Here is a 14,641-nt window from a genome sequence, read left to right as displayed (position 1 = left end):
CATGACCACCAAGTCCGCTCCCCGCACCCCGCCGGCGAAGCAGTGCCCGACGTGCAAGGGCTCCGGAGAGGTCTCCCGCACGGTTCGTGTCGGCCGCTCGCGCCGTGTCGCCGGTCAGCAAGCCGGCCTCTGCCTGGCCTGCCTGGGCTCGGGCGAAGTCCCCAACGACGAAGGGTGATCGTGATGGCTCGCCGAAGCCTGCCGGCCCTGGACGCAGTACTGATCCAGGCCGTGATCGCGGGGGCGCTGTCCTTCGCTCATCTCCACGATGTCGCCGGCGCTGCCGGTCAGTCCGGGTGGAAAGCCTGGGCCTACCCGATCAGCGTCGATCTGCTCCTGGTCGCCGCCTGGCGACGGCTTCGCACCGCACGCCGTGACCGCGCCGCGTGGACCTGGTTCGTGATCGCGCTGGTTGCCTCGCTGGGCGCCAACGTGGCCACTGCTGGGCTCCTCGACCTGGAGCACGTGCCGAACTGGCTGCGGATCCTGGTCGCCGGCTGGCCCGCGCTGGCCTTCCTCGGCGGAACGCTCCTCGTCCACACACCCACCGACGAACCGGCCCCGGTCCCGGCGACTGCCGACAAGGTCACGGCGGAATTCGCGATCGACCGCCCGGACACCGAACTCCCGCAACCGGCCCCGGCCGAACTGCCCGCCGCACCACCGGTGCCCGTACCGAGCACGCCGACGGTCCCGCCCGCGCTCCTGGAGCACGCCCGGAAGATCGCCGACACGCACCGCGCTTCGACCGGTTCCCCGATGGCTTCGGCTGATCTCGGCTCGCGCCTGGGACTGCCCGCTCCGATGGCCGACGCCATCGCCTCCGAACTCCAACTCGTCTGATCAGGAAGGAAAGTCATGGCCCGCTACATGCGCTTCCGGCAGGTGGCCCGCGTCGGCCCCGTTGAGATCGGCACGTTCCTCGACAGCCGGGGACGCACCAAGCACGCCGCCGCCTGCACGGCCCCCGGCTGCGGGTTCTCCGCCGAATACGGCAACCGCGCCGGCGCCGAACTCGCCGCCCACACCCACCGCTGCAAGGCCTAAGGAGACCCGTCATGGACGTACCGCTCTGGCTCGCCCTGCTCGTCGTCGGCTACCTCGGCGTCAAGCTCGCCCGCCCGCCCTGGTGGCTCGTGGCCGTGGTCCTCCTGGGCGGCTACCTCCTCGCCGACAGCTTCCTCAGCCCCGCCATCGAAACCGCCATCAAGTAACCACTCACCGAAGGGAATCGACCATGTTCACCCCGAAGTACCCGACCCCCGACACCCCGCCGCCCCCGACCATCATCCCGACCCCGGTCGCCGGCACGGCACCCCTCGTGCACAGCCCCTCTGCGGCTCCGGTCGCCCCGGTCTCGAACCGGCCCACCGTTCAGCTCACCGCCGGATCCGCCGTGGCGCTGGTCGTCGGCGGAACGACCGTGGTCCTCGTCGTCGGCGCGGTCCTCGTCTCGATGCTCCTGGCGGTCGCCATCACCGGAATCAGCGTCGCGGTGGTCGCCGTGGTCCTGCGCTCGCTCCTCAAGGACCTGAACAACCGCTAACCGGCCCCCGGGGTGGCCTCGGTCGCCAAACTTCCGCCGCCCCGGGCGCCTCCACCCATTCCTGATCCATCGGACCCGAAAGGGATTTCCTCATCATGCCGCAGCACAGCCATGCCTCGAACCTGCCCATCTGCACGGACTGCGACGGCTTCCCCGTCGTCGCCATCGCGACGGGAACCCTCAACCCCGACGGCTCCCGCGTGACCATCCCGGTCACCTGCTTCGCCTGCAAGGGAACCGGCCGCGTCCGCCCTGCCCTCGTCACCGCGGGGAGGTCGTGATGGCTGATCTGACCCCGACGCACGACTTCCCCGGTCTGCGGATCAGCAATCTGAACAGCCGGTCGGCCCCGTCCGCCGACTACGTGTGCGGAGGATGCGGCGCCGACGGACAGGCAACGGGCGACAAGGACGTCAAGGCGCTCGTCGACCACTACACCGACAACCACGGCCCCGCGCACCGAAACGGGGGCCGACGGTGAACACCTCGACGCACAACGGCCTCCGGGTCCTTGACCTGTTCTCCTGCTCGGGTGGCGCCGGAATGGGCTACTCGCTCGCTGGCTTCACGGTGGACGGCTGCGACATCGCGGAGCGGCCCAACTACCCCTTCGCCTACCACCGGGGCGACGCGCTCGACTACCTCGCCCACCTGATCACCTCTGGGGAGATCAGGCGGTACGCGCTCGTGCACGCCTCCCCGCCGTGCCAGGACAAGTGCGCGCTCACCGTGGGCACGAACCGCTCCCAAGGGTGGGGCGGTGACCATGACGACCTCGTGGCACCCACCCGGGCACTGCTCGAACTGGCTGGTCTGCCCTACGTGATGGAACAGCCGAACGGGCGGGCCGCGATCCGCAAGGACCTCTCGCTCTGCGGGGAGATGTTCGGGCTCGGCGTGCTGCGCCACCGAAACTTCGAACTCGGCGGCTGGGCCACCCCTCGCCCGGTCCATCGCCGGCACCGGGGCTACGTACGCGGCTACCGCCACGGCATCTACCGCGACGGCCCCTACGTCGCCGCGTACGGAGATGGAGGCGGCAAGGCCACCGTTGCCGAGATGCAGACGGCCATGGGGATCACCTGGACCGACGTGCACGAGGAACTCACCGAAGCCATCCCCCCGGCCTACACCCGCTGGATCGGCGCCGCGTTCCTCACCTGTCGGCAAGAGGTGTTGGTGTGAGCGACACCGCCACCCTGGCGGGCCTCGACCCGGCCACCCTCACAGACCTTCTGCGGGTGGCCGGGGCGCAGGGCTTCGACCGCTGGGAAGAACAGATCCGCCGCACTGGAGGATGCTCCGACCCGATCCGCCTGACTGGCGCGACCAAGACCACCGACCGGGCTACCGGGACCGTTCTCCACTCCTACTCGACGGACCACGAACCGGGCGGAACGCTCCGTGTCTCGTGCGGCAACCGCCGTGCCTCGCGCTGCCCCTCCTGCGCCTGGACCTACGCCGGCGACACCTACCACCTGATCCGCGCTGGCCTGACGGGTGACCCGGAGAAGGGCACCCCGCACACGGTGCGTGATCACCCTCGGGCCTTCGCGACCCTGACGGCACCCTCGTTCGGGCCGGTCCACAACCGCCCCTCCTCCGGTCGTTGCCGGTGCGGTGTCCAGCACGGGGAGTCGGCAACCGAGTTGGGCACGGCCATTGATCCGGAGACGTACGACTACGCGGGTGCGGTGCTGTGGAACAACCATGCCGGGGACCTGTGGCGGTACGTGACCATCTACCTCCCGCGTGAGCTGGCCTCACGGGTCGGGATCACACAACGTGAACTCAAAGAGCAGTTACGGGTCTCGTACGGGAAGGTCGCGGAGTACCAAAAGCGCGGTGCGATCCACTTCCATGCGGTGATCCGCTTCGACGGACCGGACGGGCCCGACACCCCGCCCCCGGCCTGGGCCACCCTCGACCTCCTCGAAGACGCCCTGCGTGCTGCTGCGGGCCGTGCTGCCATCGACGTACCCCCGGCAGGAGATCAGCCGTCCCGGTCCCTGCGGTGGGGCACACAGCTCGATGTCCGGCCCATCGTCGCCTTCGGCGCCGGCGAAGAACTCACCGAGCAAGCCGTCGCCTCCTACGTCGCCAAATACGCCACCAAAGCCGCCGAGATTTCCGGCGCTGCTGACGCACCGGTCCACTGCCGCAAGTGCCGGGGCACCGGCCGCTCTGCCGTCTATGACCGCGACGGTTCGGCTCTTGGTGCCTGCGCCTGCTGCCACGGCACGGGGCTGGGTGAAGACCTCGCTCGCCTGGAGGTCTCCGAGCACGCCCGGCGCCTGATGGCCGCGTGCATCGCTCTCCATCCGCTCTACCCCGAACGCCACCTGGCCCGATGGGCTCACATGCTCGGCTTCCGGGGCCACTTCTCCACCAAATCCCGCCGCTACTCGACCACCTTGGGCGCCCTGCGAAAGGTGCGAGCCGACTACCGCGCCGCACAGCAGCGCGCCGCCCTCGGCCTGCCCGACCCGGACGACTCCCCGGAAGCGACCACGTTCACGCTCGCGCACTGGGCCTACGCCGGCCACGGCCACACCCCGGGCGAATCCTGGCTCGCCGCCAACATCGCTCGGGATTTTCAACGCAACCGCGACACCGCACGCGAAGCACGGGTTGGAGGTGACTTTGATGAGTCGGACTGGTGACACGAAGCCGAAGCAGCGAGAAGCGGCTGTGATGACGCGGGAAGAGTGGCTGCGGAAGCACCTTCGTCGGGCGCCTGCTCGGGATGAAGAATGGGTTCGCCGCGCCCTCGTGCTTCACGGCAAGGCGTGAGTCGCTAGCGCCAGACCGGATCGATCAAGGCGGGATCAAAGATGCGCTTGCCGCGTCCTGCCGGGTGGATCAGTACTGCGGACAAGCTGTGCAAGATGATCTCTTGTTGGCGCTCGATGGGGAGTTCAAAGAATTCGTCCACGGTCATGTCCGCCGCGTTTCCCTTGGCTTCGGCCTGCTTGATCTCTTTGTAGAAGCGTGACCGGTCCAAGGTCAGTTCGTCGCGTTCCCGCTCCTTGGCCGGCAGTAGCTGGAGGAGCATCGTCACGCTGATCTCTTTGGCTCTCTCCGCGTCAACGAGCTGCTTGATGTCTGTCATGACGTCGTCCAACTCGGCCGCTCTAGGCCACTGCTGATCGACGGGAATGCTCTTCGCCGCCGCCTTCTCGCGCTGTTCCTCAAGGACCAGCTCAGCAATCAGCTTGTCGATCGGCTCGCCGGTGCGTCCCACCTTGCCGCAGCCTCCGTTGACCTGGGAGCACTGGTACTTGTACCTGCTTGCCTTCGAGCCTGGCGTCCACTTCCCGTTGACCTGGCCTCGGATCTTGGTCTTGCAGAGAGCGCACCTTGCGATCCCAGACAGCAAGTACTTGCGCGCCAACATCGCTCCGGGGCTTTGCTGCTTCCGCTCGGCGATGACAGCGCGCACAGCCTCCCACTCCTCAAGAGTGTTCAGCGGTTCCCAGTCGCCCATGACGGGGTGACCGTCCTCGTCGTTCAAGATCTCACCGTGGTACGTGCGGTAGCCGACCAGCCGGGGACTCGTGAGGATGTGCTCGACGTGGTGGTGCGCCATTCGCTTCGTGCCGGCGCGAGGGTTGCCGAGTCCCTGTTCCTGCCACCGTGTGCGAATCGTGCCGATGCGGACTCCTGACAGGATCTCCCGCTGGGCGTCGCGAATGGCCTTGCTGGCCACTGGGTCCAGAGCTCGGCGGTCGTCCTTGCGCCACCCGTAGGGCGCTGGCCCGCCGCTGTCTCGCCCCTGTTGAGCAAGCTCCAGATGCTTGCGCTTGATCCGGCGGGAAGCGTCATGAGACGACTTGTTGGCGAACGCGACCATGATCCGGGCCATCGTGCGCCCGTCCGCTGCCCCAAGATTCAGATCGTTGGTGACGGTGGCGAACTCCAGCCGGGGCCGATCGTCATAGATCTCGATCAGCCGTTCAAGGTCGCGCGGCTGTCGGGCAAGGCGGTCGAGATCGTACGCAACGATTCCGTCGATCAGTCCGGCCCGAAGATCCTTCAACATCAGCTCGAACTCGTCGCGCACGACGTTGCGCTTGAACGCGGATACGTCGTTGTCCTCGTAGACCTTCACGGCCTGCCAGGAGCGCAGATCGGCAAGCCGTTCGCAGTCCTGCTTCTGCCGGGCCACACCGAGCGCTTCGCCCTCGTCGTCTCGCGAGATACGGGTGTAGATCCCCACTTTGCGCGCCATGATGAGGCCTCCCCGGCGTCCTAGGCAGGGGCAAGCCTACTAGGTTCATTCAGTCAAGTCAGCCTGGAGTGTTGAGCCGCCTGTCGTGCGGCGCGAGGGTCAGGTGCTGGACGCGTAGGAGCAGGACGGCAGGACGGCAGGACGGCAGGACGTGAAAAGGGGCCCCATCGGGGCCCCTTTCGCGTTCCTGCGTGTGTCAGATCGTGCCCAGCTTGAGGAGCGAGAGCAGTGCGAGCAGTTCGATGGAGGACGCTGCCAGGGCCTTTGGCCACGGGAGGTCGTGGGACTTGCTCACCATCGACGTGAAGAGCGCGCCCGCCGCCAGCCAGCTCGCCCAGCCGATGATCTGGACCAGGCCGTTCTCGCCGCCCAGGAACAGCGCGAAGAGCAGGCGCGGGGCGTCCGTGATCGACATGATCAGCATCGAGAGGCCGACCGTGGGCTGCCAGGAGCCGTCGCCGCCCAACTGGCGGGCGAGCGTGTGGGTCACCGCGCCGAGGATCAGGCCGCCGATGACGATCGCGACGCCCGTGGTCAGGACGTACGGGACCGCCGTGGACAGCGTCGCGTTGACCGCGTCCTCGCGCGCCTTGTCGAAGCCGAAGAGCGCCAGCATTCCGTAGAGGAACGTGACGATCAGCGCCGGGCCCCACACCGCGTGGTCGCGCATCTGCCAGAACGTCGGGCCCGGGCGCAGCACGATGCCGCGCAGCAGGTCCTTCCAGTGCAGGCGCGGGCCGATGGGTGGGGCCGGGGTGTTGCCCGCGCGGTAGGTGTTGCCGGCGCCGTACGGGTCCTCGTTGATCGAGAAGGCTTGGGTGTGGCCCGGGTTGTTCGCCGTGTTGGGCGCGTACGGGTCCTGGGCGTACGGGTCGCCGAAGTACTCCGGCTCGCCCTGCTGCCCGTTTCCGTACGGCTGCTGCTGCTGGGCCTGCGGCCACTGCTGCTGCATGCCCTGGCTGCCGTACGGCGGAGGCGGTGCCTGCTGTCCGTACGGCTGCTGCTGCGGTTGCTGTCGCGGTGTGTTGCGGTTGTCCCGGCCGCGTCCGTTCCTGAATCCAGCCACCTGACGAACGTACCTGGTCCTGCGCGTCCTTGAGCCTGGGCCGGGGAACGGGGGCGGCTTTGCTGCTGAGCTGTGACATCCCTTACGGGGGATCCCCGAGGGGTGCCGGCACCCCCGGCCGGCCCGCCGCCGCAGGCCGGTCGGGGAGTGCGGTGTCAGCCGGTCATCTGCCCGCCGAGGACCGGAGTGCCGGTGGCCGAGAGCCGGGTGGCCGTCAGGCCGTAGGAGACGGCGGTCGTCGAGATCTTGGTGCCGTCGGAGTGGAAGACGGTGACGTTGCCGTCGTTCGCGTTCTCCCACGGGGTGCCGACGGCGAGGTCGGCCTTGCCGTCGCCGGTGGTGTCGGTGAGGTAGACCTCGCCGCCGAAGCCGTCGCCCTTCTCGCCCGCGCCGGGGACGCCCGGGGTGTTCTGCTCGATGGCCTGGGCGCCGGTCGTGGTGAACCCGTCGGGGGCGCCGTAGAGCACGGAGACCATGCCGCTGTCGGCGACGCCCGCGAGGTCCTCGCCGGGTGCGCCGACGGCGAGGTCGGCCAGGCCGTCGCCGTTGATGTCGCCGAGGGAGAGCTCGTAGCCGAAGCCGTCGCCCGTCTCGGAGCCGCCCGGGACGCCCGGCGAGTCCTGGTTGAGGGAGATCTTGCTGCCGGACGGGCCGGTGGCCGAGCCGTACAGGACCTCGATGGCGCCGCCCTTGGACGAGCCGGGGACGTTGCTGGTGGCGTCCCAGTCGTTGCCGATGACGATGTCGCCGAAGCCGTCACCGTTGGTGTCGCCGATGCCGGAGATGATGCCGGCCGGGAGCTTCTTGGCGCCGGTGGCGGTCAGGCCGGAGGCGCTGCCGGGGAGGTAGTAGTTGGAGTTCCACTGCTCGCCGGTCTTCTCGTAGCCGTCGACGACCAGGTCGGCGCGCTTGTCGTTGTTCACGTCGCCGACGGTGAGATTGAAGATGTCCGGTCCGGGGACCGCCAGGACCGGGGTGGTGACCGTGTAACGGCCGCCCGTACCACCGGACTTGGTGAAGCCGCCGCGGAAGATGTCGAGCTTGTTGCTGTCGGAGGCCGTCGCGAGGTCGGCCTTGCCGTCGCCGTTGTAGTCGCCCGCGGTCAGGATCCGGCCGAACTTGTCGTGGCTGGAGCCGGACGGGTCCGGGACGGTCGTGCCGCCGCTCAGGCCGCCGGAGGAGCCCCAGAGGACGGTGACGTAACCGGCGTCGACGTCCTTGCCGAGGTCCTCGCCGCTGGAGCCGACGGCGAGGTCGGCGTAGCCGTCGCCGTTGAAGTCGCCGGCTGCGACGGACGAGCCGAAGTAGTCGTTCTTCTCGGGGTCGCCGGGGACGCCCGCGGAGTTCTGGCTGAGGGTCTGGATCTTGTGGGCGCCCGCGCCGTCGCGGGAGCCGAAGAGGATGGTGACGGCACCGGCGCCGGACTGGCCGTTGACCGTGGCGCCGACGGCCGTGACGGCCAGGTCGCGGTAGCCGTCGCCGTTGAAGTCGCCCTCCAGGCCGGAGGCCGCCGAGGCGGTGCCCGCGGCGACGGCGAGCAGGCCGCCGGTGAGTGCGGCCGCTGCGGTGGTGGCGAGGGCGGTACGGATGTTTCTGCGCAAGGGGGAGTTCCTTCGGACCGTGTCAGTGGGCGAATCGACCGGGTTCGGGGACAGTTGCCCCGGCGGGGGCCGGTCGTTCGGTGCACAGGAGACTGCCGGAGGGGTACGAGGGTTGTACGGGATCTTGCCGCGTACGGGACAGCAGGGCGGCCAGCAGCGGCGCCCCCAGCACCACCGGCACCCACATCAGCAGCCACAGCCGGTCCAGTTCGTCCGGGCGCGGCAGCGCGGACGCCGTCGCGGCCCCCGTCGCCGCGGCCGCGAGGGCGGGCAGGGCGAGGCGGGGGTGCAGCCGCCACAGGGCGACGGCGGAGACGGCGAGCAGCGCGGCGAAGGCGGACTGGCCGCGCCCCCAGGTCAGCCAGTACTGGGCGACCAGCGGCGCCATCCGCAGCCAGGGCTCCGCCACTTCGGGCCGGGTGAAGTGCTCGGTCAGCACCTCCTGTGCGGCGTGCCCGGCCCCCGGCAGCCCCAGCAGCCGGCAGACCACGGCGAGCGCGCCGGCCGCCCCGGCAGCGGCGAGGCCCAGGCCGCGGGCCGCGCGGTCCTCCCGTACGAGAGCCCACCGCACCAGGCAGACGGCCCCGAGCGCCCCCGCGAAGAGCAGCGCCGTCGAGTACTTGGCGGCACACAGCACCGCGAAGCCGGTCAGCAGCCAGGCCGCGCCCGGGCGGCGCCCTTCGAGGATCCGGTACGCACCGAGTACGCAGGCCAGCACCGCGACCAGCACGAGCCCTTCGGTCAGCGGCCGCATCGCCCAGTTCCCCGGCGCCCCGAACACCAGCAGCGCCTGGCCCCCGGCGGCCGTCCACACCCCGGCGCCGGCCTCGCGCAGCAGCCCGTACGCGAGCAGGCCCGCCGCGGCGGTCAGCACCAGCGCCGTTGTCCACAGTCCGGGGACGACGCCGAGGAGGGCGACGGCGGGGGCGGCGAGGAGGGGGTAGCCGGGGCGGGTCGTGAAGATCCGTTCGTAGGCGGGGGAGTCGGGGGCGATGGTGGCCGGGCAGGGGGCCGGGTGCTCGGCGCAGTACACGGCGCGGGCCTGCGCGCGGGCCTCCGCGGGGGGCTCGCCGAGGAACTCCAGGGTGGAGCGGGTGTAGCGGTAGGAGTCGTTGGAGTACGCCCAGTGCGAGGCGACCGCGGCCTGGAAGCAGAGGAACAGCAGCAGGACGAGGAGCGGCGCGGTGGGGCGGACGGCGGCGGCCGCCCGCCGGGCGCCGGGGGCGGGGGTGAGCGTGGGGGTGGCCATCGGGCTGGCGTAACAACAACGGCCGGACCTGCCCCCGAGGCAGATCCGGCCGTTCCCGCTTACGTACGAACTACTTGACCGGTTCGGGCTCCGGCGCGTCCTCGGTCTCCTCGGAGCCGGCCGGGTCCGCGGGGACCTTCACCGAGTCGAGGAGCAGCTGCGCGACGTCGACGACCTGGAGGGACTCCTTGGCCTTGCCATCGTTCTTCTTGCCGTTGACCGAGTCGGTCAGCATGACCAGGCAGAACGGGCACGCCGTCGACACGATGTCGGGGTTCAGCGACAGCGCCTCGTCCACCCGCTCCGTGTTGATCCGCTTGCCGATCCGCTCCTCCATCCACATGCGCGCACCACCGGCACCGCAGCAGAAGCCGCGCTCCTTGTGGCGGTGCATCTCCTGCTGACGCAGGCCCGGGACGGCGGACATGATCTCGCGCGGCGGCGTGTAGACCTTGTTGTGGCGGCCCAAGTAGCAGGGGTCGTGGTACGTGATGAGGCCCTCGACCGGGGTCACCGGGATCAGCTTGCCCTCGTCGATGAGGTGCTGGAGCAGCTGCGTGTGGTGGATGACCTCGAACTCGCCGCCCAGCTGCGGGTACTCGTTCGCGATCGTGTTGAAGCAGTGCGGGCAGGTGGCGACGATCTTCTTGGTCGCCTTCGGCTTCTTCGTCTCGGGGTCTTCGTCGTCTTCGCCGAACGCCATGTTCAGCATCGCGACGTTCTCCTGGCCGAGCTGCTGGAACAGCGGCTCGTTGCCGAGGCGGCGGGCCGAGTCACCGGTGCACTTCTCGTCGCCGCCCATGATCGCGAACTTGACGCCCGCGATGTGCAGCAGCTCCGCGAAGGCCTTGGTGGTCTTCTTCGCCCGGTCCTCGAGCGCACCCGCGCAGCCGACCCAGTAGAGGTACTCGACCTCGGTCAGGTCCTCGACGTCCTTGCCGACGATCGGGACCTCGAAGTCGACCTCCTTGGTCCACTCCACGCGCTGCTTCTTGGCGAGACCCCAGGGGTTGCCCTTCTTCTCCAGGTTCTTGAGCATCGTGCCGGCCTCCGACGGGAAGGCGGACTCGATCATCACCTGGTAGCGGCGCATGTCGACGATGTGGTCGATGTGCTCGATGTCGACCGGGCACTGCTCGACGCACGCACCACAGCTGGTGCAGGACCAGAGGACGTCGGGGTCGATGACCCCGTTCTCCTCGACGGTCCCGATCAGCGGGCGCTCGGCCTCGGCGAGAGCGGACGCCGGGACGTCCTTGAGCTGCTCCTCCGAAGCGAGCTCGTTGCCCTCCATGTCCTTGCCGCCGCCCGCGAGCAGGTACGGCGCCTTGGCGTGCGCATGGTCGCGCAGCGACATGATGAGCAGCTTCGGGGAGAGCGGCTTGCCCGTGTTCCAGGCCGGGCACTGCGACTGGCAGCGACCGCACTCCGTACACGTGGAGAAGTCGAGGATGCCCTTCCAGGAGAACTGCTCGACCTGCGAGACACCGAAGACGGCGTCCTCGGCCGGGTCCTCCCAGTCGATCTCCTGGCCGCCGGACGTCATCGGCTGCAGTGCGCCGAGCGCGGTCGCGCCATCAGCGTTGCGCTTGAACCAGATGTTCGGGAAGCCGAGGAAGCGGTGCCAGGCCACACCCATGTTGGTGTTGAGCGAGACCGTGATCATCCAGATGAAGGAGGTCCCGATCTTCACCATGGCGGTGAAGTAGATCAGGTTCTGCAGCGCGCCCAGGCTCAGGCCCTTGAAGGCGAGGACCAGCGGGTACGAGACGAAGTACGCGGCCTCGTAGTGGTGCACGCCCGAGATCGCGCCCTCGAGCCCGCGCAGGGTCAGGATCGCGAGGCCGATGATGAGGATGACGTACTCGACGAAGTACGCCTGGCCCATCTTCGAGCCCGCGAAGCGCGACTTGCGGCCGGCCTTCGAGGGCAGGTTCGAGAGCCGGATCGCCATCAGGATCAGGATGCCGACGGTCGTCGCGAGCCCGATGAACTCGGTGTACATCTCCAGCGGTACGAAGGTGCCGATCCCCCAGGGGAGCACCCAGTCGGCCTGGAACAGCTGGCCGAACGCCTGGATCAGGGTCGGCGGCAGCGTCAGGAAGCCGATCGCGACGAACCAGTGCGCGAATCCGACGATGCCCCACCGGTTCATCCGGCTGTGCCCGAGGAACTCCCTGACGAGAGTGATCGTTCGGGCTTTGGGGTTGTCGGTACGGCTGCCCGCGGGGACGGACTGGCCGAGCTTGACGAACCGGTAGATCTGAGCGACGGCTCGCGCGATGAGCGCAATGCCGACGACGGTCAGCACCAGCGACACGATGATCGCGACGAGTTGCATTGGGGGCTCCTCGGGCCTGCGAGGTATGGGCTTCAGAACGATTACTAAGCGGTAACTTATGCAGTCTGTCTGAGACTACCCACTCCCGCCGCTGCAATGTAGTCGGGCAGGCGGTGATCTGTGTCGCTGAGGTGAGCCTCACAGCCCTGCCACAGCCGCTGTCAGAGCCGGTCGGTGCCCGCCCCGCACCGGTTCCGCGCGTCGAAGACGTACGCCGCGCACCGCTCCACCATCGCGTAGTCGAAGACGTCGTGGTCCGTTGCCACGACCACCGCGTCGGCCACCCGCACCTCCTCCTCCGTCAGTTCCACACAGAGCACGTCGCGCGGCAGCAGCACCGGATCGGCGTACGGCTCGACGGCCCTGACCCTCGCCCCGCGCGCCATCAGCAGCTCGGCGACCTCGACGGCGGGCGACTCGCGCACGTCCCCCGTGTTCCGCTTGTACGCCAGCCCGAGCACCAGCACCTGGGCGCCGGCCAGCGGCCGTCCGAGCCCGTCCTCGACCCGCCGCACCACGTACTCCGGCATGTGCTCGTTGATCTCGTTGGCGAGCGACACGAACTTGACGTCGTGGTGGAGCTGCCGTCGCACCTGCCACGACAGATACGACGGATCCACCGGCAGACAGTGCCCGCCGACGCCCGGACCCGGCAGGAACGGCATGAAGCCGAAGGGCTTCGTCGCGGCCGCCTCCACCGCCTCCCAGATGTCGACGCCGAGCGGCCGCGCGCACATCGCCAGTTCGTTGACGAGCGCGATGTTGACGTGCCGGAAGGTGTTCTCCAGGAGCTTGGTGAGCTCGGCCGTACGCAGCGACGACACCGGCACCGTCCGCGTCACGATCCGGTCGTAGAACGCCTCGACCGCCTCCAGCGCGTGGTCGTCGATGCCGGAGACGACCTTCGGGGTGTTCTCCAGGCCCCAGCGCGCATTGCCCGGGTCGATCCGCTCCGGGCTGTAGCCCAGGTGGAATCCGCCGGGTCCGGCCCGCAGTCCGCTGCCCGCCTCCAGGAGCGGAAGCAGGACCTCCTCGGTCGTGCCGGGGTACGTCGTCGACTCCAGGACCACCGTCGCGCCCGGCGTCAGGAGCGGGGCGACCGAGCGGCCCGCGCTCTCCACGTAGCTCAGGTCGGGCGCCCCGTCCCGCAGCGGCGTAGGAACGGTGATGACGCAGACGTCGAGCCCGGCCGCGTCCTCGTACGACGTCGAGACGCGCAGCCGGCCCGAGTCGAGGACGGCGAGCAGCCGCTCGTCGCCGATGTCCTCGATGTACGACTCCCCGGCGCCCAGCCGCTTGACCCGCTGTACGTCGGTGTCCAGGCCGGTGACCAGGAACCCCGCCTCCGCCGCGCGGACGGCCAGCGGCAGTCCGACGTAACCGAGTCCGACGACGGCCAGATGTCCGGCAGTTGCTGATCCCATGTGCGGGTTCCCCGATCAGGATGAGGTGAATCGTGTTATTCGGCACATATTGGGACATTGCGAACTATCTTGTGGAGGGCTAGCCGGACTCCGTTCCGGCATCACCCCGATACCGCAACCGAACGGGTGGCGCATGAAACCTCTGACGTACCTGGTCACCGGTGGTGCCGGCTTCATCGGGTCGCATCTCACCGACGCGCTCCTCGCCCAGGGCCACACCGTGGTCGTACTCGACGACCTGTCGACCGGCAGCCGGGCCAACCTCGACGAGGCGTGGCCGAACCCGCGCCTCCGCTTCATCCGCGGCTCCGTCCTCGACGGGCGCATCGTCGACGAACTCACCGGCCGCTGCGACCGGGTGGTCCACCTCGCTGCCGCGGTCGGCGTCAAGCTGATCGTCGAGCAGCCGCTCACCTCGTTCCGCACGAACGTCCGCGGCACCGAGAACGTCATCGAGGCCGCGCACCGCCACGGCCGCCCGATCCTGCTCGCCTCCACCTCGGAGATCTACGGCAAGAACGCGGCGGGCCCCCTCACCGAGACCTCCGACCGCATCCTCGGCGCGACGTCGATCGCCCGCTGGTCGTACTCCACCGCCAAGGCCGTCGACGAGATCCTCGCCTTCGCCTACCACCGTGAACTGGGCCTGCCCACCACGGTGGTGCGGCTCTTCAACACCGTCGGACCGCGCCAGTCCCCGGCGTACGGCATGGTCGTCCCGCGCCTGGTCCGCCAGGCCGTCGCGGGCGAGCCGCTGACGGTGCACGGCGACGGCAGCCAGCGGCGGTGCTTCGCGCACGTCGCCGACGTGGTGGACGCGCTGCTGCGCCTCCTCGACGAACCGGCCGCGGTCGGCCAGGCGTTCAACATCGGCACCGCCGAGGAGACGACCATCGCCGATCTCGCCGCGCGCATCGTGAGGCGCAGCGGGTCGCCGTCCCCGGTCGAGTTGGTGCCGTACGCGCAGGCGTACCCCACCGGCTTCGAGGACATGGAGCGGCGGCTCCCCGACACCGCCCGGCTGACCGCCCTCACCGGCTGGCGGCCGCGCCGCACGCTCGACGACATCCTCGACGCGACGATCGCCGAAGCGCGCGCCGAGTGCGCGGTGCCCGCCCCGGGCGGGATCCCCGTACCGCAGGCGGAACCGGCCGGCTCCAGCGCACCCGCACTGGCCTGACGC

Annotated in this window: 16 protein-coding genes; 10 read left to right on the top strand and 6 right to left on the bottom strand. The window is 69.5% G+C overall.

Features of this window, described 5'->3' with window-relative positions:
• Nucleotide 1 precedes the first annotated feature (1 nt).
• From OG707_RS18660 to OG707_RS18620, 9 genes are all read left to right on the top strand, one after another.
• Nucleotides 2-178, top strand: a complete 177-nt coding sequence (locus tag OG707_RS18660; protein ID WP_329119698.1) for a hypothetical protein — start codon at nt 2-4, stop codon at nt 176-178.
• A 5-nt stretch (nt 179-183) separates the two neighbouring features.
• Entirely contained in the window at nt 184-843 is a 660-nt protein-coding gene (locus OG707_RS18655) for a DUF2637 domain-containing protein (RefSeq protein WP_329119695.1), read from the top strand.
• 15 nt (nt 844-858) lie between these two features.
• Nucleotides 859-1,047, top strand: coding sequence for a mobile element transfer protein (locus tag OG707_RS18650; protein ID WP_329119693.1), 189 nt, complete (start codon nt 859-861; stop codon nt 1,045-1,047).
• Between the two features lie 11 nt (nt 1,048-1,058).
• On the top strand, nt 1,059-1,214 hold the full coding sequence (locus tag OG707_RS18645; RefSeq protein ID WP_329119690.1) for a hypothetical protein: 156 nt from the start codon (nt 1,059-1,061) through the stop codon (nt 1,212-1,214).
• Nucleotides 1,215-1,237: 23 nt separating this feature from the next.
• Nucleotides 1,238-1,546, top strand: a complete 309-nt coding sequence (locus OG707_RS18640) for a SpdD protein (protein WP_329119689.1) — start codon at nt 1,238-1,240, stop codon at nt 1,544-1,546.
• 95 nt (nt 1,547-1,641) lie between these two features.
• Complete coding sequence (locus OG707_RS18635; protein WP_329119687.1) at nt 1,642-1,827, top strand: hypothetical protein; 186 nt, start codon at nt 1,642-1,644, stop codon at nt 1,825-1,827.
• Nucleotides 1,827-2,027 (top strand): hypothetical protein, encoded by a 201-nt coding sequence (locus tag OG707_RS18630; RefSeq protein WP_329119685.1) that lies wholly within the window; start codon nt 1,827-1,829, stop codon nt 2,025-2,027. The genes OG707_RS18635 and OG707_RS18630 overlap by 1 nt, the downstream gene beginning before the upstream one ends.
• 62 nt (nt 2,028-2,089) lie before the next feature.
• The gene (locus tag OG707_RS18625) at nt 2,090-2,731 is read left to right on the top strand and encodes a DNA methylase (RefSeq protein WP_329127867.1); all 642 of its coding nucleotides are present in this window, start codon (nt 2,090-2,092) and stop codon (nt 2,729-2,731) included.
• The gene (locus OG707_RS18620) at nt 2,728-4,209 is read left to right on the top strand and encodes a replication initiator (protein WP_329119683.1); all 1,482 of its coding nucleotides are present in this window, start codon (nt 2,728-2,730) and stop codon (nt 4,207-4,209) included. The genes OG707_RS18625 and OG707_RS18620 overlap by 4 nt, the downstream gene beginning before the upstream one ends.
• Nucleotides 4,210-4,343: 134 nt before the next feature.
• On the opposite strand, the gene OG707_RS18615 is transcribed toward OG707_RS18620, so the two are convergent.
• The 6 genes from OG707_RS18615 to OG707_RS18590 form a co-directional block, all read right to left on the bottom strand.
• Nucleotides 4,344-5,777, bottom strand: a complete 1,434-nt coding sequence (locus OG707_RS18615) for a recombinase family protein (RefSeq protein WP_329119681.1) — start codon at nt 5,775-5,777, stop codon at nt 4,344-4,346.
• A gap of 196 nt (nt 5,778-5,973) precedes the next feature.
• The gene (locus OG707_RS18610) at nt 5,974-6,843 is read right to left on the bottom strand and encodes a Yip1 family protein (RefSeq protein ID WP_329119679.1); all 870 of its coding nucleotides are present in this window, start codon (nt 6,841-6,843) and stop codon (nt 5,974-5,976) included.
• Between the two features lie 155 nt (nt 6,844-6,998).
• Nucleotides 6,999-8,444 carry an FG-GAP-like repeat-containing protein gene (locus OG707_RS18605; protein ID WP_329119677.1) on the bottom strand — a complete coding sequence of 482 codons (1,446 nt, stop codon included), beginning with the start codon at nt 8,442-8,444 and terminating at the stop codon, nt 6,999-7,001.
• Between the two features lie 22 nt (nt 8,445-8,466).
• Nucleotides 8,467-9,693 (bottom strand): hypothetical protein, encoded by a 1,227-nt coding sequence (locus tag OG707_RS18600; RefSeq protein WP_329119675.1) that lies wholly within the window; start codon nt 9,691-9,693, stop codon nt 8,467-8,469.
• A gap of 70 nt (nt 9,694-9,763) precedes the next feature.
• Nucleotides 9,764-12,034: a (Fe-S)-binding protein gene (locus OG707_RS18595; protein ID WP_329119673.1), complete on the bottom strand. Its 2,271-nt coding sequence runs from the start codon at nt 12,032-12,034 to the stop codon at nt 9,764-9,766.
• A 161-nt stretch (nt 12,035-12,195) separates the two neighbouring features.
• On the bottom strand, nt 12,196-13,458 hold the full coding sequence (locus OG707_RS18590; protein WP_329119670.1) for a nucleotide sugar dehydrogenase: 1,263 nt from the start codon (nt 13,456-13,458) through the stop codon (nt 12,196-12,198).
• Between the two features lie 133 nt (nt 13,459-13,591).
• On the opposite strand from OG707_RS18590, the gene OG707_RS18585 reads away from it, so the two are divergent.
• The gene (locus OG707_RS18585; protein WP_329119669.1) at nt 13,592-14,638 is read left to right on the top strand and encodes an NAD-dependent epimerase/dehydratase family protein; all 1,047 of its coding nucleotides are present in this window, start codon (nt 13,592-13,594) and stop codon (nt 14,636-14,638) included.
• Nucleotides 14,639-14,641: the final 3 nt, after the last annotated feature.

The organism is Streptomyces sp. NBC_01465 (assembly GCF_036227325.1).
Lineage (GTDB): Bacteria > Actinomycetota > Actinomycetes > Streptomycetales > Streptomycetaceae > Streptomyces.
The sequence above is the reverse complement of the archived record's forward strand: the minus strand, read 5'-3'. Positions and strand labels throughout refer to the sequence as shown.